The sequence below is a fragment of the Butyrivibrio sp. WCD3002 genome (genome assembly GCF_000424265.1).
In the GTDB taxonomy this organism is placed as follows: Bacteria; Bacillota; Clostridia; order Lachnospirales; family Lachnospiraceae; genus Butyrivibrio.
This window is the reverse complement of the sequence record NZ_AUJO01000003.1, coordinates 35682-59600: the sequence shown is the minus strand read 5'-3', so window position 1 is coordinate 59600 and position 23919 is coordinate 35682. Positions and strand designations below refer to the sequence as shown.

The window sequence follows — 23919 nt, the reverse complement described above, 5'->3', positions numbered from 1 at the left end:
ACAAGGCTTCCTCACTACAAAGGTCTGAATAGTTAAATCCTGCAAAATAAATGGTTTTTATTGAAAATTAAGGATTTAATGCCCTCTCAATACCATGCAGCTGTGATAAAATATAACAAAATAGGCTATACCAAAAAACAAGGAGGGGGCATGAGCTGGAACGAAAAATTAAAGAAGATTCCTTATGGAGGTGACTACAATCCGGAGCAGTGGCCGGAGGATGTTTGGGAAGAGGACATGAAGCTGTTCAGGCAGGCCGGGATTGATACCGTTACGCTGAACGTTTTTTCATGGGCAGCATTGCAGCCTTCAGAGGATGAGTACAACTTTGACAGGCTGGATAAGATAGTTAAGCTGGTCACTGAAAATGAGATGAATATTATCATGGCTACGTCTACAGGAGCCCATCCCGCATGGATGGCCAAGAGACATCCTGATATTCTTAGAGTCGATTATAAGGGCAGAAAGCGTAAATTCGGCGGTCGCCACAATTCGTGCCCTTCAAGTCCCACCTATAAAAAGTATGCGCAGAGGCTGGCAATGAAGCTTGCTGAGCATTACAAGCACCAGAGAAATATAATAGCGTGGCATATCTCAAATGAGTTTGGCGGTGAGTGTTACTGCGAGAACTGTGAGAATGCGTTCAGAAACTGGGTTTCCGACAGATATAAGACTATCTATGATGTGAACAAGGCGTGGAATACCTCCTTCTGGGGACATACCTTCTATGATTTTGATGAGATTGTTGCGCCTAATGAGCTCTCCGAGGAGTTTGAGTTCATGGGAAGAGCACACACGGATTTCCAGGGAATCTCCATCGACTACAAGAGATTCATGTCGGATGCTATCCTTGATTGCTACAAGCTTGAGAGAGATGCCATCAAGGAAATCATTCCCGATGCCAATGTGACCACTAATCTTATGGCATTCTTTAAGCCCCTTGATTATCAGAAGTGGGCGAAGGAGATGGATTTTGTATCCTGGGATAATTATCCGGGACCTTCTGATTCACCTGCAAGAATAGCCATGAGCCATGATCTTATGAGAGGCTGCGGAGACGGAGCACCCTTTGCACTTATGGAGCAGACTCCCAGTGTGACAAACTGGCAGCCCTACAATGCCCTTAAGAGGCCCGGTGTCATGAGACTTTGGAGCTATCAGGCTATGGCCCACGGAGCTGACAGCGTTCTCTTTTTCCAGATGAGAAGAAGCATCGGTGCTTGCGAGAAATATCACGGCGCGGTAATAGATCACGTTGGAACCGGGAACACCAGAGTGTTCAGGGAAATAACAGCTCTCGGAAAAGAGCTTCGTGATATCGGCAATGCCACCATCGGCATGAGGACTCATTCGGACGTGGCTATCATGTTTGACTGGGATAACTGGTGGGCTGTTGAGTATTCCGCAGGTCCAAGCAAAGACCTTGCTTACAGGGAGTTGATCGCTGATTACTACGAGTCCTTAAGAAATATGAACGTCAACGTGGACATCATCGGTCAGGACACAGATCTGAGCAAATATAAAGTGGTTATCGCACCTGTTCTTTATATGGTTAAGGGTGATCTTGACGAGAGGATCAAAAACTTTGTGGAAAATGGCGGAACCTTTGTTACCGGATTTTTCAGCGGTTATGTTCAGGAAAATGATCTTGTTATAACAGGCGGATATCCCGGAAAGCTTCGTGATATTCTTGGTATATGGGTAGAGGAGACTGATTCCTTTGGACCTGATAAGTGCAACAGCTTCAGCTATCACGGACAGCGTTATCCCGCAAGAATCCTGTGCGATCTGTTACATCTTGAGACCGCAAAGATGAAGGATGACTACGGATATCTGGAGGATTTCTACCACGGAATGCCTGTTGTCACCAGCAATAAATTCGGCAGAGGAAAAGCATATTATATCGCAACCTCCTCCGATGAGAGCTTCAGGGCAGCATTTTTATCAGATGTTCTTGCAGCCTCCGGCGTACATTCACTTATGTATGCATCTGAGGGCGTTGAAGTTACAAGCAGAGAGGATGATACCGCCACCGTTATTTATATCCTGAATCACGGTGATGCGGAGGGTATCTACGAGCTTCATGACGAAGGAATGGAGATTATTAACGGTATAGAATTTGGCGCGGGCATGCATAAAATCGCGCCTAAGGATGTGCACATCATTAAGATTATGAAGTAATTACGCTTAAGGATGTGCATATCGGAAAGATATAGAAGTAGTTGAAGCTGATGCATGTTCAGCAGATTGGAGTTTTATGGAGGGCAGCATACAGACACTGCGCTTTAGAGCAGAAGAGATACTTGAAGAGCTTACGCTTGATGAAAAGATCGGAATGATCCACGGCAATGAGCTCTTTAGAACAAAGGGCGTTGAGCGCCTCGGCATTCCTCCCCTTACAATGTCAGATGGCCCATGCGGAGTCCGCGCTGATTTTCAGCCAAGTCAGTGGATACCCGTGGGAAATACGGATGACTATGTCACCTATATTCCCTGCAACAGCGCCATTGCAGCCACCTGGAACAGGAAGCTTTCAGAGAGAGCGGGAAGTGTTCTTGGCTCCGAAGCAAGGGGCAGAGGTAAGGATGTAATTCTGGCTCCCGGCATTAACCTAAAGAGGACGCCTCTTTGCGGAAGAAATTTCGAATACTACAGTGAGGATCCGTTCCTTACATCACAGCTTGCTTCTGAGTATGTAAAGGGTATTCAGCAGTGGGACGTAGCTGCATGTCTTAAGCATTTTGCCCTTAATAATCAGGAGAGTGGAAGACTTGGCGTTGATGAAGAGATTGATGATGATGTTTTAAATGACCTTTATCTCAAGGTATTTAAGGACGTTATCGACGCTGCAAATCCCTACAGTGTTATGAGCGCCTACAACAAAGTAAAGGGCGAGCTTTGCAGTGAGAGTAAGTTCCTTCTCAATGAGACCCTTCGTGAAAAATGGGGCTATGAGGGCTTTGTTGTATCTGACTGGGGCGCTGTTAAGGATACTAAGAAGGCAGCAGAAGCAGCAATAGACTGCGAGATGTCCGTAAGGGATAATTTTGATGAGTATAAATTTGCTAATCCTCTAAAGAAGATGATTGAGGATGGCGAGATAGATGAAGCCCTTATCGATGAAAAGGTAATCCATATCCTTATTTTGATGCTGCGCCTTAACATGCTTGATGAGGACAGACTTATAAGAAAGGATGCGCCCTACAACAGCTTTGCTGCAAGGGCGGATGTTCTGGATATAGCAAGGGAGTCCGTAGTTCTTTTGAAAAATGAGGACAATACACTTCCTCTTATCAGACCAATGATCAAGGATAAAAAGATTCTTGTTGTTGGCGAAAACGCAAACCGCACCCATTCCAATGCAGGCGGTAGCGCAGAGATAAAGGCTCTTTACGAGATCACTCCTCTTATGGGATTAAAGGCCAGAGTCGGAGGCGGTACAAGATTCGATTATCTGAGGGGTTATGCAAGCGCGTTAAATGTAGAAATGGAAGCAGGCGGCACCAACTGGCAGGCTCTAAGTCTTCAAAATTCCGGCGGCGACATGGCGGATAAGGAAAAAGCAGATGCAGAGCTTAAGGCCTACAGAAAAAAGCTTCGTCAGGAAGTTCTTGATGTATGCGAAGACTATGATCACGTGATTTTCGTGGGCGGTCTTAATCATGACATTGATTCCGAGGGCGTTGACAGAGCAGACATAGACCTTCCCTATGAGCAGAATGAACTTTTGGAAGCGCTTCTGGAAAAGAGACCGGATACAGTTGTAGCCATGATTGGCGGCGGATGTGTCGATATGACAAGATGGCTTTCAAAATGCAAGGCACTTCTTTACATGTACTACAACGGCATGGAGGGAGGAAATGCTCTTGCTGAAGTTATAGTAGGTGACATCTCACCCAGTGGCCATTTACCTGAGACCTTCTATTGCAAGAAGGTGGACTGCTCCGGCATATCAGTTGGCGATTTTGGTGACAAGGAGCTTGTGCACTACAGAGAGGGCTTCTTTATTGGCTACAGACATACCTGCAAGGAAAACATTCCTGTTCAGTTCCCCTTCGGTTATGGTTTGTCCTATTCCAAGTTTGAGATATCGGATATTTCCTATAACAGCGGAAGGCAGATGGTGAAGCTTAATCTCACCAATACAAGTGATATTGACGGATCTGAACTGATTCAGGTATACAGGCTTCCCGATGAGCAGGTGCCTTATTTTAGACTGGTAGGCTTTGAAAAAACATATCTTAAATCAAATTCTACTATAACAGTGGAAATCCCTGTGCTGGATGAGACTGGAATAGGGAAATATGCAGTGGGAATAAATGCACTTGACCTTCAGGAAGTAAAATAAAAAATTCTCGTACCCCAAAATTCTATTTTTGTCAAGTACGAGTTTTGAACAAAATGGTTCACTTTTCGTAGTCACGGAAGGTGAACCATATTATATAATAGTTCTAGTAAAATGAATTTGAAAGGACTTGTGGATTAAGATGAAACGCTTTATCGCAGGTATGATCCTTCTGGTCATGATTCTGCTAGGCGCTGAAAATGTGCATTGTAACGTGTATGCTGCAACAGCGAATACGGAGGTGATTGCAGAAGATACATATGAAAATGAAAACAGTGCCGGACAGCCTGATGCAGTCTCGGACACTTCTGCTTCTGATGAGACGGAGGAGGATGCAGAGGTGCTTGGAGCCCAGAGGGACGAGAATGACAAATTCGTTATATGTGTAGAGGTTGCCATTTGTTTGATCTTTGCGATCGGACTTATAGCAGCCGGAAAAAGCGGGTATGAAAATTAAAAATAAATGAAAAAACGCGAGCTGGGGAGCTCGCGTTTTTTCATTTATTTTTTGAATATTTTATTATCATTCGCCAATGCAGTTATATCCCTTATTGATAAGGATGTTCTCTACTGCGTGTACATCATCGGTATGCATTACCATGATAGGAAGACCGGATTCACGGTTAAATGACAGATATGTATAATTTACGTTGATATTGCTCTCATAAAGAGAGTTAAGAATCTTATCAAAAGCACCGACTTCATCAGGACATTCGATAGCAAGAACCGATGTGGTCTTGCAGATAAAGTCTGCAGCTTTAAGAACTTCAACGCAACGATAAGGATCGGATACTACCATACGAATGATTCCGAACTCGGCTGTGTCATTGGTAACGGATCCTAAGATGTTAATGTCGTTTTCTCTGAGGATACCGGTTATTGTCTTGAAGCATCCTTTTTTGTTTTCAGCATAAATAGAAACCTGTTTCAGCATTTTTTTACCCTCCCGATATGTTATAATACAACATGTTGTAAGAATGAAGCAAGGGTATTAGGATTATAGTATGGCTGCAAAAAAGACTACGGATTATCCCGTAAAGCAAAGACAGATTAATGAAGATATAGCAAACGGAAGCTTTAAGCCCTGCTATCTGATTTACGGAGATGAGGGTTATCTCAGGCTTCAGAACAGGGATAAGCTGTCTAAAGCGCTGCTTGGCGGCGGAGATAAGATGAATCTGCAGCACTACGAAGGTGCTAACCTCAATCCCCTTGAGATAATCGATATGGCGGAGACTCTTCCTTTTTTCGCAGAGAGAAGAGTAATAATTATAGAGAACAGCGGCTTTTTTAAGGTCGGATGCCCTGAGCTTGCCGACTATCTAAAGAGCCCTTCAGATACCACGGTTTTTCTTTTTGTGGAATCAGCTGTTGATAAGAGAAAAGATATGTATAAGGCGGTCCATAAGATCGGCCTTGATATAAGCTGTGATACGCCCGATGAGCAGATGCTTGGAAAGTGGATAGTATCAAGGCTTGGCGCAGAGAAAAAAAGAATCTCGCCAAGGGCTATCGCATATTTTATAAATCGCGTCGGTACCGATATGTCAAATATGGCAAATGAGATGGAGAAGCTTATCTGCTACTGCATTGACAAGGATGAAATCACAGAGGCGGATATAGATGCCATCTGTGCAAACTGGCTCACCAGCAGGATATTTGAGATGACGGATGCCATCGTGCAAAAGAATCAGAAGAAGGCCATGGATATCTACTATGAGCTGATCGCTTTAAAGACGGCTCCCGAGCAGATTCTGGCGTTGATATCGAGACAGTTTAATCTGCTTCTTATTACCAAGGAAATGTCGGAGACGGGACATCCGCAGAATGCCATAGCATCTGCTTTATCCCTGCCTCCTTTTATCGCTTCAAAATATATAGGCTGGGTAAAAGGCTATACGAGAGACGATATAAAAGCCTCTCTTGATATGTGCCTTGAGAGTGATGCAGCAGTTAAATCAGGAAAGCTTGATCATACTATAAGCATAGAGATGATCATCATTAAGGCGTCATCGAGAAAATAGTGACCGCTTTATGGTATAATGCTAATGCAAAGGGGGCTGATACTTATATGAGAAAACCATTACCACAGGAACTGTACAGACACTTTAAGGGTGGGAAATATCAGGTTATAACCATAGCCAGAGATGCTGATACAGGTGAAGAGTACGTAATATACCAGGCATTGTACGGAGAGTTTACCGTTTATTCCCGTCCGCTTTCAGAGTTTGTATCAGAGGTGGATCACGAGAAATATCCCAACGCAGATCAGAGAATGCGTTTTGAACTTTTTACACCTGGTCACGACGACAACGCAGATACCATGGATCATGTGGAAGAGAAAAAGTCTAACGTGGTTACTCCTGATGATGGTGTTAACAGTAATTATATGAATCGCACCATCGAGGAAGAGGCGGAGGATTTTGGTATGAATCCTCTTGTGGTTCGTTTCCTTGATGCGGATACATGTGCCGCAAGACTTGAGGTACTTAATCTATTAAGACCCGTTGTAACAAATGAGATGATTGATGTAATGGCTATGGCGATCGACACCGAGATTCCAGGGGATGATCCCGATGACAGATGTGCTGAGCTTAGAGAGTGCCTTCTTACGAAGCAGAGATTCGAAGTATCAAGACTTCGCGGATAATTTTTTATAAGGAGATATGGGGAAAGATGAAGTTACTTAGTATTGCAATTCCTTGCTACAATTCACAGGATTATATGAGGAAATGCATTGAGTCTCTTCTTGTTGGAGGAGAGGACGTTGAGATTCTGATAGTAGATGATGGTTCAAAGGATGATACAGCTAAAATAGCAGATGAATATGCGGAAAAATATCCGACTATCTGCAAGGCCATCCACAAGCCAAACGGCGGACACGGTTCAGCTGTAAATGCAGGACTTGAGAATGCTACGGGACTCTATTTTAAGGTTGTTGACAGTGATGACTGGGTAAAGGAGATCGCATACAGAAAAATCCTTACAACCCTTGAGGAATTTGTAGGGGGTAATGACAGACTGGATCTTCTCATCAGTAATTTTGTATATAACAAAGAGGGTGAGCAGAGACATAAGGTTATGAGATATAACCACATGTTCCCTATTGAAGAGCTTTTCACCTGGGATGATGTAAAGAGGATTTCCATTGGACATTATCTTCTTATGCACTCCGTTATTTTCAGAACAAAGCTTCTTAAGGACTGCGGACTTAAGCTTCCGGAGCACTGCTTCTACGTGGACAATATCTATGTATTCAATCCGCTTCCTTTTGTTAAGACCATGTATTACCTGGATGTAAACTTCTACTATTACTACATCGGAAGAGCAGACCAGTCCGTAAATCAGCAGATCATGATCTCAAGAATCGATCAGCAGATCCGCGTAAATAAGCTCATGGTTGATTATTATGTTGAAAACATCGGAATGATCAAATCCAACAGGAAGCGTCATCATTACATGTTTAATTATCTTGAGATCATTACAGCTATCTCAACGATACTTATGCTTGCTTCCGGAACAAATGAGAATCTCGAAAAGAGAAAAGAACTCATGAACTACATTAAGAAAAGGAGCCTGCTTTTATATTGCAAGCTCAGATACAGAATCGAGGGTGTATTTGTTTATCTTCCCGGAAAGGGCGGAAGAAAGATCACTCTTGCAGGCTACAAGCTTGCTCAGAGGCTGTATAACTTCAACTAAAAAATTAATACGAAAGCGCCGGCATCATTTAACTGAATGCCGGCGCATTTTTTGTTCTTAATTTTTTATCAGGTTCTGTAGGTCTTAAGCTTTTCCTCATGACGTGCATAGGCGTTAACAATGAGCTCGCTCTTATAAACCACAAGATTCATAACGATTGCGAAGAGTGTTCCGCCAAGTACATCGATAACTGAGTGCTGCTTGATAAACATTGTAGAGAGCACGATCAGTATGCTGAATACCAGTGAGAAACGCTTGATGCCCTTGCCATATCTGTTTGAATTAGCTACAGCAATGTGTGTTCCAAGTGCATTGTAAACATGGATGCTGGGCCAGAGATTGGTAGGTGTATCTGTCATGTAAAGATGTGAGATCATGGCAGTAAACACATTGTCTCTTGGCATCACCACAGGCCTTAAATACTGAATGTTGGGCCATAATGATGAGATGATCAAAAAGGCTGTCATTCCGGTAAAGAGGAATGCTGCATTTTTGAAGAAGTCCTCCATGTCATACATAAGTAGGAACATTACGAAGAATATGGCGCAATAAGCAAACCAACCAAGATATGGAATTATAAATATCTCTAAAAACGGGATTTTGTCATCAAGTGCTGCATGTATCTCTGTGTAGTGTACTGCATTAGTATTCTCCAAGTGGAAGAACCAGACAAAATATATAACCGCATATATGAGAACGAATATCGTACATTTGATAGTTTCAAGCTGACGCTCTTTTGTCCAAGGCTTGTCAAAGTACTTCGATAAACTCTTTTTCATAAAAAAAAACACCTTATTAAGTTAAATTATTAATGATTTGTTACCTTTATGAAGTAATATAGAACAAAGCCGGTAATTTTTCAAACCTAAAAGTGACTAAAAATCATTAAAAAAATATAAATAATAGGGCGTTTTCACTATAAATTACATAAGCATATTCAGTTTTTTCTGATGGCAGGTAAGAGTTATGTCGTCAGATTTAAGAAGAACCTCACCATCTGTATGTACCCAAAGGGGAAGCTCAGTCTTTATACGGATTTCCTTGGCCTTAAGGTGGACGATTCCCTGCTGGCCATAGTGCTTTCCGATATAAGCCATGGGAAGTACCTTAAAGGTCTGAGCCATGCTGATGTCACCTGCGGCAATCAGCTCAAAATAGCCGTCCGAGAAATCTGCATCCGGAGCGAAATTAAATCCGCCGCCTTCGTAGTGGTGAATCATGGCAGCAGCAAATATGAAGTGGTCGATGTGTACCTTTGTGCCGTCATCTGTTTCTATGTCACAGGCGGGCTGTATTGCGTTCACAATCTGTCTTACAGCTATGGAGCCGTAGGTCAGCTTTCCAAGACCGATTTTGTTAAGGAAGCTCTTGGTGCCGGAGGTTAAGGCTTCCTCGCAGACTGCGGCGTCAAAACCTATTCCGCAGCTTACATCAAAGCGTCTGTCCGGAGTAATTCTCTCATCATGAAGTCTTGACAGGGTTTTAGTCATATTGTTGTAGTGAACATTACCAACATCAAGCTGTCTTACAACATCTCCCTTAAGTATTGTCTCAAGAAGCTCATCTGTGCGCTTTGGAAGCTTCATGTCCCGCACAAAATCATTACCTGATCCCAAAGGAATAACGCCGACTCTGACATTATCAAAATCCGCGATTCCTGATATAACTTCATTTATTGTGCCATCGCCGCCCATTACAAGCATGTTCAGCGGGCCCTCAAGCTTGTGATGTGTATCAGAGGTAAGGCGGGATACTACGCTCATGGCGTGCCCCGGTCCCTTTGTGAATACGACTTTATAGGGAATTCCCAGACTTTTACATCTTTCCTCGAATTTGCTGTAGATATTTTTGCCATTTCCTGATCTGGCAGATGGGTTAACAATACAATAAAACATTTTTTTGCTGTCTTTCTAAAGTAATAATATTTTGTAATAAATAAGGGCTTATGCCAGATTTTTGATGGCATCCCTCTGACTGATAAGCTTATCATAAAGCGGCTTATAGTCCATATCCTCCCTGGCGCGAAGATGCTCGGTAATAACGTTAATGGTCTCATAAAGAGGCGTCAGCGAAAGATTTCCGATTACACCCTTCAGGGCATGTACCGCTTCAAAGGCTTCATCAAGATTCTTTTCCTGCAGAAAAGTGCCAAGAGTATCGAAACGTTCATCGGAGATGCCAAGCTCTATCATTTCCATATAGAAATCCTCCATGCCCATGCATCTCTCCAGACCTTCGTCCACATTTGCGCCAAAAGCTCTGAGTGAATCTATAGTCATAACATTCTCCTTATCTGCTTAGAAAATTCTGTACATAATATAATTATACAAAAAAATATAGATATTTAATATTTTTTTATATGTTTTTTCTTTTTTGAGAAATTGTATATGGTACGATTTATTGTAGTGGCATAGACTCTTTAGCATTTATGCGCATGTAGAAGGAGATCAGGATGAAGAATCACACGATTTTGATTGTGGATGATGAAATAGTCTCTCTTCGTATGACCGACCATATTTTATCCAGTGAATATCATACTATTTGCGCTTCTTCAGGTAAGGAAGCCATTAGTATTATTGAAAATGAATCCCCCGATCTTGTTTTGTCTGATTTAAGAATGCCCGAAATAGACGGCTTTAGACTGCGTCAGATAGTACAGGAAGAAAAGGGGATAAATATTCCCTTCATGTTCATGACTGCCGATAAGAAGGATGAGACTGAAAGTAAGGGCTTTGCGATAGGCGCGCTGGATTATATCAAAAAACCCTTCAGGGCAGATGTCCTCTTAAAGCGCATTTCCAATATTTTCGTAAATCTCGAACAGATAAAAGGACTTAAGCAGAAAGTGGGCACAGATCCCATGACCGGGCTTCTGAATAAAAAAGCCTCCCAGGAGGAGATCGAAAAAGTCTGCAAAAAGAACGGCGGAGCACTTATGATGATAGATTTAGACAGCTTTAAGCCTGTTAATGATATCTATGGTCATGATATGGGTGATAAGGTGCTTATACGTTTTGCGCAGATTCTGTGCTCAGCCATTCGCTCCACTGATATTGCAGGGAGAATGGGCGGCGATGAATTCATTATCTATTGTAAAAATATCAACAAAGAAGAAATCATTAAGGAAAAATCAGCCTACATAAACGAAGAGATTCTGCGCTCTGCCAAGGAGCTTATGGGCGAAGATATGACGATTCCGCTTGGAGCCTCAATCGGATGCGTATTTGCACCTACGGAAGGTAAGGATTTCCTAACACTTTTTAAGAAGGCGGACAAAGCGCTCTATGACGTAAAACAACACGGTAAGCATGGCTACAAGATTTTTGTGGAGGATAGTGACGATAACTCCGCAAATGAGATGGCAAAAGGATTATCCGCAGCTATGATGCTTATGGGTGAGAGAAGCCCCAAGAAAGGCGCAATGCTTCTGCCTCCTGAGCAGTTTAAGCATGTTTACAGATATTTGAACAGAGTTGTGTCAAATTACAGGACCTCCGCCTATGTTTTGCTTTATTCCGTAACTTCTGACGGTGATGTTGGCGAGGAGGATGCTGCTGATGTCTTCACTGAAATGGTGGCAGGGCTGTTAAGGGAAAGTGATGTTGTAACAAGGTTCAGCAAAAATCAGATAATGATAGCTCTGACTAAGGCAGCAGGACAGGATATAAAGGTAGTTACTGACAGAATAGATAAAAGCTGGAGCGAGACGGAGTTTTGCGATATCATCACCATATCTTATGAGATGGGACGCTTCCAGGGAAAATAAACAGATGATTGTTGGTGGGATAAGGTGGAAAACAGAAATTCTGATTTAAAGCGATATCTTACGCCTTTAGGCGCATGGGCTCTGGCCTTTGGATGTAGCGTGGGTTGGGGTTCTTTTGTTATGCCGGGGACAACTTTTCTACCTATGGCAGGACCTTTCGGAACTGTGATTGGCATGTTCATAGGCGGTCTTGTTATGCTGCTTATCGGAATTAATTATTTTTACATGATGAAGCATTATCCCGATTGCGGCGGTACCTATTCTTACACCAAAAATACAATGGGCTATGACCATGGTTTCATAAGCACATGGTTTCTTATGCTTGTTTATATCGCAATAGTCTGGGCCAATGTCACGGCTCTTCCTATCATCTTCAGAAATCTTTTCGGTGGTCTTTTTCAATTTGGTTTTCATTACAATGTTGCAGGCTTTGAGGTATATTTCGGCGAGATACTTCTAAGCTTTATTGCACTTTTAGTCGCAGGTGTAGTATGTGTGCTTGGTGGCAGATTTTCAGCCGTAACCCAGATAATTATGGCGGTGCTTTTGCTTGGAGGTATCGTCTTTTGTGCTGCATTTATTTTTACTAAAGGGGGAAGCAGTATCACAGAGCTTAATCCGTATTTTTCAAATGAGACAGGTCAAATAAAGCAGGTCGGGAAAATAGTATTGCTTGCACCATGGGCATTCGTCGGATTTGAATCCATTACCCATTCCGTAGAGGAATATCGTTTTGATGTGAAAAAATCCATAACTGTAATTGTGGCTGCACTTATTGCAGGTGTTTTGGCCTATTCTCTGCTTGCACTTATCACTGCCTCTGCGTTTCCTGAAGGGTATATCAGCTGGAAGGCCTATATTAACGATCTGGATAAGTTTTCCCAGGTTGAAGGACTTCCCGCTTTTTATGCTGCAAAGACATATCTTGGCAATAAGGGGATTGTAATTCTTGGAATAGCAGCTCTATGCGGTATTATGACAGGTCTTGTGGGTAATCTTATCGCTGCCAGCAGGCTTGTCTATTCCATGGCAAAGGACAACATAGTAGGAGACAGATTTGCAGAATTAAACGAGAGCGGCGTTCCAGGAAAGGTTTTCTTGATACTTGTTCTTGTATCTGTTCCGATTCCGCTTTTTGGAAGGACAGCCATCGGCTGGATCGTAGATGTAAACACAATTGGAGCGACGGTTGCCTATGCCTATACCTCCTGGTCTGCCTATAAGACTGCCAAAAAGGAAAACTATCTGCCCATGAAAATAGTGGGGCTTTCAGGCTCTATCATTTCGCTTTTCTTTACTCTGTATTTCCTTGTGCCGGGCTTTTGGTCTGTCAGCGAGCTTGCAACAGAGTCCTACCTCATTCTTATTATTTGGAGTATGTTGGGCTTTTTGGCATTCCGTCATGTCTATATGCGGGATGAAAAAAGGCGCTTTGGAAGGTCCACGGTAGTTTGGATTTCCTTGCTGTTTCTTGTATTTTTCCTTTCAATGCTATGGTTTAGAGAGGCTACAAAAGAGACCACTGCAGAGGTGCTGGTGAACCTTGACACCTATAACGAGGAGGAACTGTCAAATCATGGCGTAAAGCTGACCTTGAATGAAATTATAGAGTCAGAGGATTATATGGCTTCCCAGGTTGAGATGGTGAACGATTCCATGCAAACCAACAGTATGCTGCAGATGGTCACCATACTTATTGCGCTTTTCATCATGTTTTCCATATACAATTCAATGATGCACAGGGAGCGGGATCTTGAGGTACAAAAGGCAAGAGCTGAGGAAAACAGCAAGGCAAAGACTAAGTTTTTATCAAATATGAGTCATGATATAAGGACTCCCATGAATGCCATAATCGGTTATACGGAAATAGCCAAGGACGTTGAAAATATGCCGCAGGAGGGCGCTGAGTACTTAGATAAGATCGAGGCTTCAAGTAAACATCTTCTTGCTCTTGTAAATGATATCCTTGATATGAGCCGTATTGAGAGCGGCAGGATGGAGCTTGATATAGTTGAGACGGACCTGCAGAAATCCATGGATGATATCAGGAATCTGTTCTCAAATCAGATGAAGCTTAAGGATATTGATTATACGGTAACCTGTGAGAATCTTAAAAACCGCTATGTTATGTGTGATTCCAACAGGCTTAACAGGGTGCTTCTTAATCTTATAAGTAATGCCTGCAAATTTACACCTGAGGGCGGAAGTGTCAGGGTGACTCTTACGCAGCTTTCAGAGGAAACCAGCAGGGCCTTTTACAGGATAAGTGTTAAGGATTCCGGAATGGGTATGAGCCCTGAGTTTGTAGATAAGGTTTTTGTTGCATATGAGAGAGATAAGGATGTGACCGGAATTCAGGGAACAGGCCTTGGAATGGCCATTGCAAAGAGTATTATCGATCTTATGGATGGCACTATCACGGTTAATTCCAAAAAGGAAGAAGGCACGGAGTTTATAGTTGAAGTAAGCTTTGCAACGGATGATCAAGAAACAATCAAGGCAGAGGAGGATGCTGCCGCTAGTACGGCAAAGCTTGATCACACATCCATACGTCTTCTGGTGGTGGATGATCAGCCTGTAAACCGGGAGATTGCCTGCCGTATTCTTAAGAAATTCGGTTTTATGGTAGAGCATGCGGAGAACGGAGCAGAGGCCGTTGACAGGGTGAAGGCTAATGGATCCGGATATTATCAGGGTATTTTAATGGATGTGCAGATGCCTGTTATGAATGGTTATGAGGCAGCAAAAGCTATTCGTAGCATGGAGGACCCTGGAATATCCAAGATACCGATCATCGCCATGACGGCAAATGCCTTTAAGGAGGATATAGAGGCTTCGCAGGCTGCCGGAATGAACAGGCATATAGCTAAGCCTATCGATATAAGTAAACTGATCGCTACTTTAAATGAGGTTCTTACAACGGAGAATACCTGATTATGAAGACCAGAAAGCTTAGCCTAACAACACAAATCATAGTAGGCGTATCTGCATTTTTGCTTATCGCAGATGTATTTTTGGGAGTCTCTCTGACAATGCAGTCCCAGAGGGCTATCAAAACTCTGATAAACAGCAGAATGATGGATATGTCCAATACTGCTGCGTCCATGTTGGATGGGGATGTGGTTGGAAGCTTCAAGGCAGAAGATGAGGGGACCGAAGCCTATGAAAGAGAGATGGATAAGCTTCGGGCATTTCAGAACAACATGGAGCTTAAATACATCTATTGCATTAAGCAGGTTGGAGAAAAGGAATTTGTTTTTTCAATAGATCCCGCAGAGGAAGATCCCGGAGAGTTCGGATCGCCCATTGTGTACACGGATGCTCTTTACAGTGCAAGTAAGGGCGTTGCCGCCGTGGATATGGATCCATATGAGGATGAATGGGGGAAGTTTTACAGTGCCTACAGTCCTGTTTTTGATTCTGAAGGGAATGTGGCTGTAATAGTTGCGGTTGATTTTAGTGCCATCTGGTACGAAGAGCAGATTGCCGGATTTTTCCGTATAATCCTTGCGGATATTATGCTGACCGTAGTTATCGGTATTTTCCTTATATTTTTTGTAATGAGAAATGTAAGAAGCTACTTCAAGTCGCTACTTACTGATCTTAATGATCTTGCAAATGACGTTGATGATATTACCAAGGAGCTGGCGGCTTCTTCAGGTGCTTCAATCTCTGAAGATAACAGAGAAAGAGGTACCTCTGACAGTGATGCTCAAAATGAAATTCAGATGATAGGTAAAAAAATTCACTCAGTCAGGGATCACCTGAGAGAGTATATGGACCATGCCCAGAGGCAGGCCAATAACATGATCACGGCGCTGGCATCGGATTACTGGAGTGTTTATTATATAAATCTTGATCAGGATAAGGGTACCTGCTACAGGTCTCATTCAAGACTTGAAAACGGATTAAAAGAGGGAGAGACCTTTGTTTTTAGTGATACCTTTGAAAAATATGCCTATGAGCATGTGACAGAGCAGTACAGAGATGAATTCCTTGAATTCATAGATCCTGAAAATATCCGTAAGAGATTGTCTACGGAATCACTTATTGCCTACAGATATCTCAGCATTAAAAATGGCAGGGAATCCTATGAGATGATTCGAATGGCAGGTGTAAGAAGGGTGGAGGAACGAGTGGATAACACTGTTCATTCCATCGGTGTCGGATTTACGGATGTAGACACCGAGATGCGAAGAACCATGGAGCATAGTCAGGCACTAAGCGATGCTCTAAGCGTAGCTCAGCAGGCAAGTAAGGCAAAAACTGCATTTTTGTCCAGTATGAGTCATGAGATCAGAACACCTATGAACGCCATTATAGGTATTGATAAGATTGCCCTTGATGACCCGGATATTTCCGACAAGACAAGGGATTATCTTAAGCAGATAGGCGCATCGGCAGAGCACCTTTTGAATATCATAAACGACATACTCGATATGTCCAGAATTGAGTCAGGGCAGATGACTATCAAGAATGAAGAGTTTTCTCTTAGAAAGCTTCTTGATCAGATAGATACCATAATCGGAAGTCAGTGCAGGAATAAAGGACTTAACTACAAATCTCAGATGATTGGTGACATCGACCGCTACTACATCGGAGATGCCATGAAGCTTGAGCAGATAATCATCAACATTCTTGGAAATTCCGTGAAGTTTACTCCTGCAGGCGGTGACGTTACCTTTACGGTTATGAGAACAACTCACTTTAACGGAAACAGCCTTCTTAAATTCATAATGAAGGATACAGGCGTAGGAATTGATGAGGAATTTCTGCCCCGAATTTTTGATGCCTTTTCTCAGGAGGATGCTTCAAGAACCAACAAATACGGAAGCACCGGCCTTGGAATGGCAATCACCAAGAATATTGTGGATATGCTAAACGGTGAGATCACAGTCAGCAGCAAAAAGGATGAGGGTACCGAGTTTGTGGTATCTGTGACCCTTGCTGATTCTGAGAGAATTGTGGAGGAAGAAGGTCCTATGGAAGCGGAAGCTTCCAGTGAAGTAGAAGAAATTTCTCTTGCAGGAAGGAGAATACTTCTTGCGGAGGATATAGAGGTTAACGCCAAGATCATAATGAAAATCCTTAGCATGAAGAGTATTGAGGTAGACCATGCAAAGGATGGTAAGCTTGCGGTTGAAATGTTTGAAGGACACCCTGAAGGATACTATGATGCGATTCTAATGGATATGAGAATGCCTGAAATGGACGGACTTGAGGCCACAGTTGTAATAAGAGCAATGGACAGAGAGGATGCCCGCAATATACCTATAATAGCCCTTACTGCCAATGCTTTTGATGAGGATGTACAGAAGTGTCTTCAGGCCGGAATGAATGCCCATTTATCCAAGCCCGTGGAGCCGGATGTTATTTTTGCAAGACTGGGAGAATTTTTGACACTAAAAAAATAATGTGCTATGATACACAACAAGTTTGCTTTAGCACTTTAAATTGTCAAAATTAGGAAGAGGAGAACGGGTATGTATTCATTGGACGAAGTTAAGAATGTTGATGCGGAAATCGCTGCCCTCATCGAGGAAGAGATGGAGCGTCAGAATGATCACATCGAGCTGATCGCATCTGAGAACTGGGTAAGTAAGGCAGTTATGGCAGCTATGGGTAGCCCTCTTACCAACAAATACGCAGAGGGTCTTCCCGGAAAGCGTTACTACGGCGGATGTCAGGTAGTTGATAAGGTTGAGAATATCGCAAGAGACAGAGCTAAGGAGCTTTTCCACTGCGATTATGCAAATGTTCAGCCCCACTCAGGAGCACAGGCCAATCTGGCAGTTCAGTTTGCACTTTTAAAGCCCGGTGACACTATTCTTGGTATGAACCTCAGTCAGGGCGGTCACCTTTCACACGGAAGTCCGGCAAATATCTCAGGTACATATTTCAATGTTGTAGCTTATGGCGTAGATGAGAACGGTTTCATCGATTATGACGAGGTTATCAGACTTGCTAAGGAGCACCAGCCAAAGCTCATCATCGCAGGCGCATCAGCTTATTGCAGAACAATTGATTTTGCTAAGTTCAGAGAGGCAGCAGATGCATGCGGCGCTGTACTTATGGCAGATATCGCTCATATTGCGGGACTTGTTGCTGCAGGTGTTCATCCCAGTCCGTTCCCTTATGCAGATGTTGTTACAACAACAACACATAAAACTCTTCGCGGACCCAGAGGCGGTCTCATTCTCTGGAATCAGGCAGCTCAGGATAAGTACAAGTTCAATAAGGCTGTTTTCCCGGGAATCCAGGGCGGTCCTTTAGAGCATGTAGTAGCTGCTAAGGCTGTATGCTTCAAGGAAGCACTTGATCCTTCATTTGTTGAATATCAGAAGCAGATCGTTAAGAATGCAAAGGCACTCAGCGAAGGCCTTATGAAGAGAGGCGTTCAGATCGTTTCAGGCGGAACAGACAACCATCTGATGCTCATTGATCTGACCAACTTCGACCTTACAGGTAAGGACGTTGAGGCATGGCTTGATGATGCACACATCACAGCTAACAAGAATACAATACCCAATGAAAAGCAGTCACCCTTTGTTACAAGCGGTATCCGTCTCGGAACACCTGCTGTTACCACTCGTGGCATGAAGGAAGACGACATGGATAGGATCGCTGAGGCTATTTCCATCGTCATCAAGGGCAAGGGTGAAAAGAACGACGAAGCAAGAAAAATTATCGAAGAATTAACGAAAAAATATCCTCTTATTTGATAAATTTAAGCATAAATTTAATAGATATTGTGGTTTTAAGACTACCCGGTACATTATACGGGTAGTCTTTTTATTTCGGGGCTTTTCATGTATTTGTATTTTCATTCATGTAAAAGAAAAAGTCGGTATTTTGAATTGTATATAAATTATATATGATTGCGACAATTTATCAGAAAAACAATTAATTACTGACAAATAATCAAAATAATAAAAGAAAATTTAAAAAGTGTATTGACAAATTAAATAGGGGAGGGTATACTACAAACATAAATAAACGAGATACATCTTAAATACTTCAGCGGGTGGCTGAAAGAAAGGGAGGTACGGTCCAAAGGGAACATAAGTTAGAACAGTAAATCTTGTTTTATAATTAGTTTCGGAAAGGAAGGTACAGTCCACCGAGCGAATTAGTTTAACCACAACAAAAGTGAGTAATTCCATCACAACGAGTTCAAGTACATGACATAGTGGCGAAGAATTAGTCGTCGAACTAACCGTCACAGCATACGAGTGCAAAGGTTAATGGAAAGAGCAGGGTTGAGAATTTGGAGGTAAGTCCATTGGACAACGAACAATTTGAAAAGGCGTAAGGGCGAATGGTAATAAAAAAGATCATTCGCCCTTACGTTTTTTTATTCAATAGGAAATCCGAAGGAATTTCCTATTGAATAAAAAGCGCTCCGCTAAGGATGCGACTGGTGCGCAGATGATTTTTGCAAGCTAAAGCTTGCGCGCACCAGCGCGCAAAGAGTCGCGAGCGACTCTTTGTTCTGCTCACTCGCACGTAAGGAATTTGTTGCTTTCAGCAACCGTGCCCGGCGCGAGGATTTCGCGAGCGAAATCCTATTCTAAGGGTGCTATATGTGGGGTTCTATGCACTATATTTAGTGGTTTCGTATCTATGTTTGGGTAGAATTTGTGGTTTCCCTATGCTATACTTTAGATAAGTTTTTTGGGTGGATTCCATAGGGGAGGATGTATGGAAGATAGAATTAATAGCTCCGAACGTGATGAGAGACGTGAGATCAGAAGACAGCGCAGAATCCGCAGCCAGATCATTGCATATTCCATCATGGGAGTTTTTATTATAGTTTTCGTTGCGGCTATCGCATTAGGTATTTCCAAGGCTACAGGTTTTATACAGGAGATGAATGCTTCTTACGAGGCTTCACTTGAGGCTTCCAAAGTAGAGGCTGAGCCCGCTGCGGTTTCATCACCGGAAGAGAATATCACTGAGGCTGAGGTTTCCAGCACTGAGAGCATGCTTGATACAATAGTTGATACCTGCCTTTCGGAGATGCCTATTGAGGACAAGGTTGCAGGAATGTTTCTTATTTCTCCTGAACAGCTTACCGGTGCAGATGCTGTGATCAAGGCAGGAACTGCTACTCAGGATGCTCTTTCAAAATATGCTGTTGGCGGTATTTACTACTCAACCAAGAATATCAAGGATGAGGCACAGCTTACAGATATGCTTTCAACTACAGTTAATATGAGTAAGTATCCTCTTTTCATAGCAACATCAGAGGTTGGAGGCAGCGGAAGCAAGGTTGCCAGCGGACTTTCTCTTGAAATGCCGGCTTCACCTTCACAGCTTGCAGCAGAAGGAAGTCCTGAGAAGGCACTTGAGGCAGCAACAACAGTTTCAGATTATCTCAACAGATACGGATTCAATCTTAATTTTGGAATAAATGCAAATCTCTCTGACAGTGAGCAGTCCTTTGGTACTGATCAGGCCGTTGTTTCCAGTATGGTAGCTCAGACAGTTGCAGGACTTGATACATATGGAGTTTTCTCCTGCCTTCAGTTTTTCCCTGAGATGGCAGACAGCGGAACCACAGCAGAGGGTATGGCAGATATCCTTGCACCTTTTAAGGCAGGTATCGATGCCGGTGCTGATATGATCATGGTTTGTGCATCACCTTCATCGGGAATAACTCAGGATGATACGCCTTCATGCTTAAGCAGCGCAGTAGTTACAGATCTCCTCAGAGGTCAGCTTGGCTATCAGGGAATCATCATCACAGATACTCTCAGTGATGAGTCAATTCTTGAGAGATATTCAGATGGCGATGCAGCAGTTGCGGCAATTCAGGCAGGTGCTGATATGATTTTCATTCCTGATAATTTTGAGGAGTCATATAACGGACTTCTTGCTGCAGTACAGAGCGGCGTTATCAGCGAGGACAGGATAAATGAGTCACTGTCCAGAATTTACAGAGTAAAATATGCCAGCAGAGTAGATGAGATCGCAGCTGATTGATTCAAGAGAAGCTGATAAAAAAAGATGCATTTGCTTTGAATGATAGAAATAAATAATTCGACTAAATTATAAATCCTCACAACCCGGTGGCTGTGAGGATTTATTTTATGGCATATAGGTATGAGAAAAGGGAACAGGCCCTAATCCTTTTAAATAAACGAATCCATAATGGATGAGTAGTTAGGTGTTACGCTGCCTGTCTTTGAATAGGTAGAGCTGTTGCTGGCTGCTCTTGATGCTGCACTCTCCAAAGAAGATGCGGAGGAGGACATCTGATATGCATAGCCGCTGCGGCTGCCAAGAATATTCTTTACAGATTCCATGCCTGCTTCCTTCATTTTATCCTTATCGAGAGAGAGCTTACCCTTATCCGATACTGAAATTCCGATGGATGAGAGCTCATCCTTGAAGGAGTTTGTGATTTTCTCCATGTAGGATGCTCTTGTGCTGGTTGTTGAGTCTGATGCATCGGAAGCAGCAGATACAAGGCTGTTGTATTTTGTTACAAAATCAGAAACAGCGGACACTATCTTGTCTGTGTTGTAGTCAAATACCTGCGCCTTGTTTCCGTCTTCATCCGTTGTTGCTTTCCAGGTCTTTTCAAATATAGAATCGGTTCCTGAGTTGGTAAGCTTTTCTGCAGACTCTTCAAGTGCATTGGCATTTGATGCAATCGATGAGTATTTCTTTTTCTCCGCAGCTACCTGCTGGGATTTGGAAAGCTCTGAAGACTTGGCATCCTTGCTGTCATCAGTTTTGGATGAGGAGCCGTCGTTGCCGACCTTTTTATAATATGCAGAAACAAGCTTACCGTAGCTTCCGTTTTTAATGGAAGAATAGTCGGAAAGCATTCCTGTTAAGCCCGATAAATAATTGTTGGATGAAGATGCGCCGGACATACTGCTAAATAAGGTGGAATAATCCATATTTACGTTTATTCCCATAGACATCACTCCTTTGATCTAAGGAAAAATATTTTCCCGAAAAACGGCTTCCATGCCGTTGCATAGTACCTCTAATTAATTTGTACACCGTAACGTTTAAAGTATCAAATGAAAAGATGATAAATAAAATGAACTATGTGTAAAAGTGTTCGATATATCATAAATTAGGAGTGCTTTTGCTAATTAGATTCAAAATATGATATCGTAGGTTTGCCGTTTCCATTTACAAATTAGTTGCGTATAGTGTAAAATATTTTCGATACATTTGAAAAAGTAAGAGGTTTTAAGCATGTCATCAATAATTCAGGACGATCAGGTTTTTAATAATGAAGTGTCTTTTTGCAGAGTATATAGCAGAGAGAGCAAGAAGACTCTTGAGGAGAGGTTTTTATCAAACCGCATTTCATATTATATTGACTGGCATGAGCAGTCATTTTTGAAAAAGCTTTTCGGTGGCAATAAAAATAAAATCTATTGTACCATTCGCATAAACAGAGCAGATGTTGAGAGAGCCAGAGAGCTGGTTTCAGGACTTGAAGATATTAAGCTCAGGGATTTTGGTGAACACAGAAAAGATAAAAACGGAAAGAAAAAGAAGTAATTAATGGCCTCTGGAGCAGAAGTTGTTCCGGAGGCTTTGTGTCTATAGAGGTAGATTTATGGAGAAGAAGTTTAATAAAGCAGGTAGTAAGGCTGAGGCAGAGAAGAAGGGAAATAAAGGCAGCAAGATCGAGGCAGGTAAGAAGTTCACTAAAGCCGATGGTTCAGGAAAGAGAGGCAGCAAGGCTGGCACTGCCGGCAATAAATCTGATAATGTCAGGAAGGCTACTGCTTCCAAGAGTACCGGCAGGTCCGGAAAGGCGGAGACCACAAAGCAGGCTACCAAGAGTCGTTGCCCTTACTCTAAGAAGTGCGGCGGCTGTCAGATGATCGATATGCCTTACAAGAAGCAGATCGCCATCAAGCAGGAGAAGATGGAGGAACTCCTTGGAAAATTTGGAGAGGTTTCACCCTTCATGGCAATGGAGAACCCGGATCATTACAGATGCAAGGTCCATGCGGTTTTCACCCATGATAAGAAGGGTAATCCCCAGTCCGGTATTTATAAGGAAGGTACCCATGATGTTGTGCCCATTGATGCATGTCTCCTTGAGAATGAGAAGGCAGACGCCATCATTGCAACCATCAGAGGTATGCTTAGATCCTTCAAGATCAAGACCTATGATGAGGATAATGGATATGGACTTCTTCGTCATGTGCTTATAAGAGTCGGTCATAACACCGGTGAGATTATGGTTGTTTTGGTGCTCACATCTCCGATCCTGCCCTCAAAGAATAATTTTGTGAAGGCTCTTTTGAAGGAGCATCCTGAGATCACAACCATAGTTATAAATGTAAATGACAAGCATACAAGCATGATTCTGGGCGATAAGGAGAAGACAATTTATGGTCCCGGATTTATCTATGATACAGTTTGCGGAATGAAATTTAAAATTTCACCAAAGTCCTTCTATCAGGTTAATCCTGTTCAGACGGAGAAGCTCTATTCCAAGGCTGTTGAGCTTGCAGGCCTTACAGGCAAAGAAACTGTCCTTGACTGCTACTGCGGTGTTGGTACAATCGGCATAATCGCAAGCCCTAAGGCAAAGGAAGTTATCGGCGTTGAGCTGAATAAGGATGCTGTTCGTGATGCGAGATTAAATGCAAGAATGAACGAAATTAAGAATATAGATATTTATGAGAACGATGCCAGCAAGTTCATGGTTCAGATGGCGGAAGCAGGCGAGAAGGTGGATGTTGTATTCATGGATCCCCCTCGTGCCGGTTCCACCGAGGTTTTCATGGAGTCCATGTTTAAACTCGCTCCCGACAGAGTTGTCTATGTATCCTGCAGTCCCGACACTCTTGCCCGCGACCTTGAGTTCATGACCAAAAACGGATACGTCGTAAAGCGCATCATTCCTGTAGACATGTTTGCGCATACCAGGAGTGTAGAGACGGTCGTTCTCTTAACCAGAACGACTGATAAGGAATTTTAAGTTTAGGTGCGGTTGGCATTTTGTCAACCGCTATTTTATTTGGAACACCGTGTAATTAGATGCCCTTTTTGCATATAATATTATAGAGGATAAAAATCTTCATACTGATGCAAACGTAATAATTCTTATCTCAAAGGG

At 42.7% G+C, this 23919-nt stretch carries 18 protein-coding genes; 13 read left to right on the top strand and 5 right to left on the bottom strand.

The window, feature by feature from the left end:
• Positions 1–150 precede the first annotated feature (150 nt).
• The 3 genes from G608_RS0105615 (at position 151) to G608_RS0105605 (ending at position 4802) form a co-directional block, all read left to right on the top strand.
• A complete protein-coding gene (locus G608_RS0105615; protein ID WP_026495210.1) occupies positions 151–2181 on the top strand; it encodes a beta-galactosidase in 2031 nt (676 codons plus the stop codon).
• Positions 2182–2257: 76 nt separating this feature from the next.
• Positions 2258–4348: a beta-glucosidase gene (locus tag G608_RS20045; protein WP_035794824.1), complete on the top strand. Its 2091-nt coding sequence runs from the start codon at positions 2258–2260 to the stop codon at positions 4346–4348.
• 139 nt (positions 4349–4487) lie between these two features.
• The gene (locus G608_RS0105605; protein WP_026495209.1) at positions 4488–4802 is read left to right on the top strand and encodes a hypothetical protein; all 315 of its coding nucleotides are present in this window, start codon (positions 4488–4490) and stop codon (positions 4800–4802) included.
• A gap of 66 nt (positions 4803–4868) precedes the next feature.
• Here the strand turns inward: G608_RS0105605 and G608_RS0105600 are convergent, their stop codons facing one another.
• Positions 4869–5279 (bottom strand): amino acid-binding protein, encoded by a 411-nt coding sequence (locus tag G608_RS0105600; RefSeq protein WP_026495208.1) that lies wholly within the window; start codon positions 5277–5279, stop codon positions 4869–4871.
• A 70-nt stretch (positions 5280–5349) separates the two neighbouring features.
• Here G608_RS0105600 and holA point away from each other — a divergent pair, with 70 nt between their 5' ends.
• From holA to G608_RS0105585, 3 genes are read left to right on the top strand one after another with little or no spacing between them, the layout of a single operon-like run.
• The gene (gene holA, locus G608_RS0105595) at positions 5350–6369 is read left to right on the top strand and encodes a DNA polymerase III subunit delta (protein ID WP_051208890.1); all 1020 of its coding nucleotides are present in this window, start codon (positions 5350–5352) and stop codon (positions 6367–6369) included.
• A 47-nt stretch (positions 6370–6416) separates the two neighbouring features.
• Positions 6417–6995: a DUF1653 domain-containing protein gene (locus G608_RS0105590; protein WP_026495206.1), complete on the top strand. Its 579-nt coding sequence runs from the start codon at positions 6417–6419 to the stop codon at positions 6993–6995.
• 26 nt (positions 6996–7021) lie between these two features.
• Complete coding sequence (locus tag G608_RS0105585; protein ID WP_026495205.1) at positions 7022–8047, top strand: glycosyltransferase family 2 protein; 1026 nt, start codon at positions 7022–7024, stop codon at positions 8045–8047.
• Between the two features lie 68 nt (positions 8048–8115).
• Here G608_RS0105585 and G608_RS20040 read toward each other — a convergent pair whose 3' ends face one another.
• The 3 genes from G608_RS20040 to G608_RS20035 all read right to left on the bottom strand — a co-directional run bounded on the left by G608_RS20040 (position 8116) and on the right by G608_RS20035 (position 10326).
• Complete coding sequence (locus G608_RS20040) at positions 8116–8826, bottom strand: phosphatase PAP2 family protein (protein WP_026495204.1); 711 nt, start codon at positions 8824–8826, stop codon at positions 8116–8118.
• A 144-nt stretch (positions 8827–8970) separates the two neighbouring features.
• A complete protein-coding gene (locus G608_RS0105575; protein ID WP_026495203.1) occupies positions 8971–9942 on the bottom strand; it encodes a diacylglycerol/lipid kinase family protein in 972 nt (323 codons plus the stop codon).
• A gap of 48 nt (positions 9943–9990) precedes the next feature.
• Positions 9991–10326: an Hpt domain-containing protein gene (locus tag G608_RS20035; RefSeq protein ID WP_051208888.1), complete on the bottom strand. Its 336-nt coding sequence runs from the start codon at positions 10324–10326 to the stop codon at positions 9991–9993.
• 173 nt (positions 10327–10499) lie between these two features.
• On the opposite strand from G608_RS20035, the gene G608_RS0105565 reads away from it, so the two are divergent.
• The 5 genes from G608_RS0105565 (at position 10500) to G608_RS20020 (ending at position 20798) form a co-directional block, all read left to right on the top strand.
• Positions 10500–11813 (top strand): GGDEF domain-containing response regulator, encoded by a 1314-nt coding sequence (locus G608_RS0105565; RefSeq protein ID WP_026495202.1) that lies wholly within the window; start codon positions 10500–10502, stop codon positions 11811–11813.
• Positions 11814–11837: 24 nt separating this feature from the next.
• Positions 11838–14747: an ATP-binding response regulator gene (locus tag G608_RS22255; RefSeq protein ID WP_081677315.1), complete on the top strand. Its 2910-nt coding sequence runs from the start codon at positions 11838–11840 to the stop codon at positions 14745–14747.
• A gap of 2 nt (positions 14748–14749) precedes the next feature.
• A complete protein-coding gene (locus tag G608_RS22250; RefSeq protein ID WP_051208884.1) occupies positions 14750–17227 on the top strand; it encodes an ATP-binding protein in 2478 nt (825 codons plus the stop codon).
• A gap of 69 nt (positions 17228–17296) precedes the next feature.
• Positions 17297–18535 carry a serine hydroxymethyltransferase gene (glyA, locus tag G608_RS0105550; protein ID WP_026495201.1) on the top strand — a complete coding sequence of 413 codons (1239 nt, stop codon included), beginning with the start codon at positions 17297–17299 and terminating at the stop codon, positions 18533–18535.
• 979 nt (positions 18536–19514) lie between these two features.
• On the top strand, positions 19515–20798 hold the full coding sequence (locus G608_RS20020) for a glycoside hydrolase family 3 N-terminal domain-containing protein (protein ID WP_035794822.1): 1284 nt from the start codon (positions 19515–19517) through the stop codon (positions 20796–20798).
• A 149-nt stretch (positions 20799–20947) separates the two neighbouring features.
• On the opposite strand, the gene G608_RS0105540 is transcribed toward G608_RS20020, so the two are convergent.
• Positions 20948–21742, bottom strand: coding sequence for a flagellar filament capping protein FliD (locus tag G608_RS0105540; protein WP_026495200.1), 795 nt, complete (start codon positions 21740–21742; stop codon positions 20948–20950).
• 289 nt (positions 21743–22031) lie between these two features.
• Between G608_RS0105540 and G608_RS0105535 the strand changes: the two genes are divergently transcribed.
• Both G608_RS0105535 and rlmD read left to right on the top strand, forming a co-directional pair.
• On the top strand, positions 22032–22343 hold the full coding sequence (locus tag G608_RS0105535; protein WP_026495199.1) for a hypothetical protein: 312 nt from the start codon (positions 22032–22034) through the stop codon (positions 22341–22343).
• 58 nt (positions 22344–22401) lie between these two features.
• A complete protein-coding gene (rlmD, locus tag G608_RS20015; protein WP_081677314.1) occupies positions 22402–23781 on the top strand; it encodes a 23S rRNA (uracil(1939)-C(5))-methyltransferase RlmD in 1380 nt (459 codons plus the stop codon).
• Positions 23782–23919 lie beyond the last annotated feature (138 nt).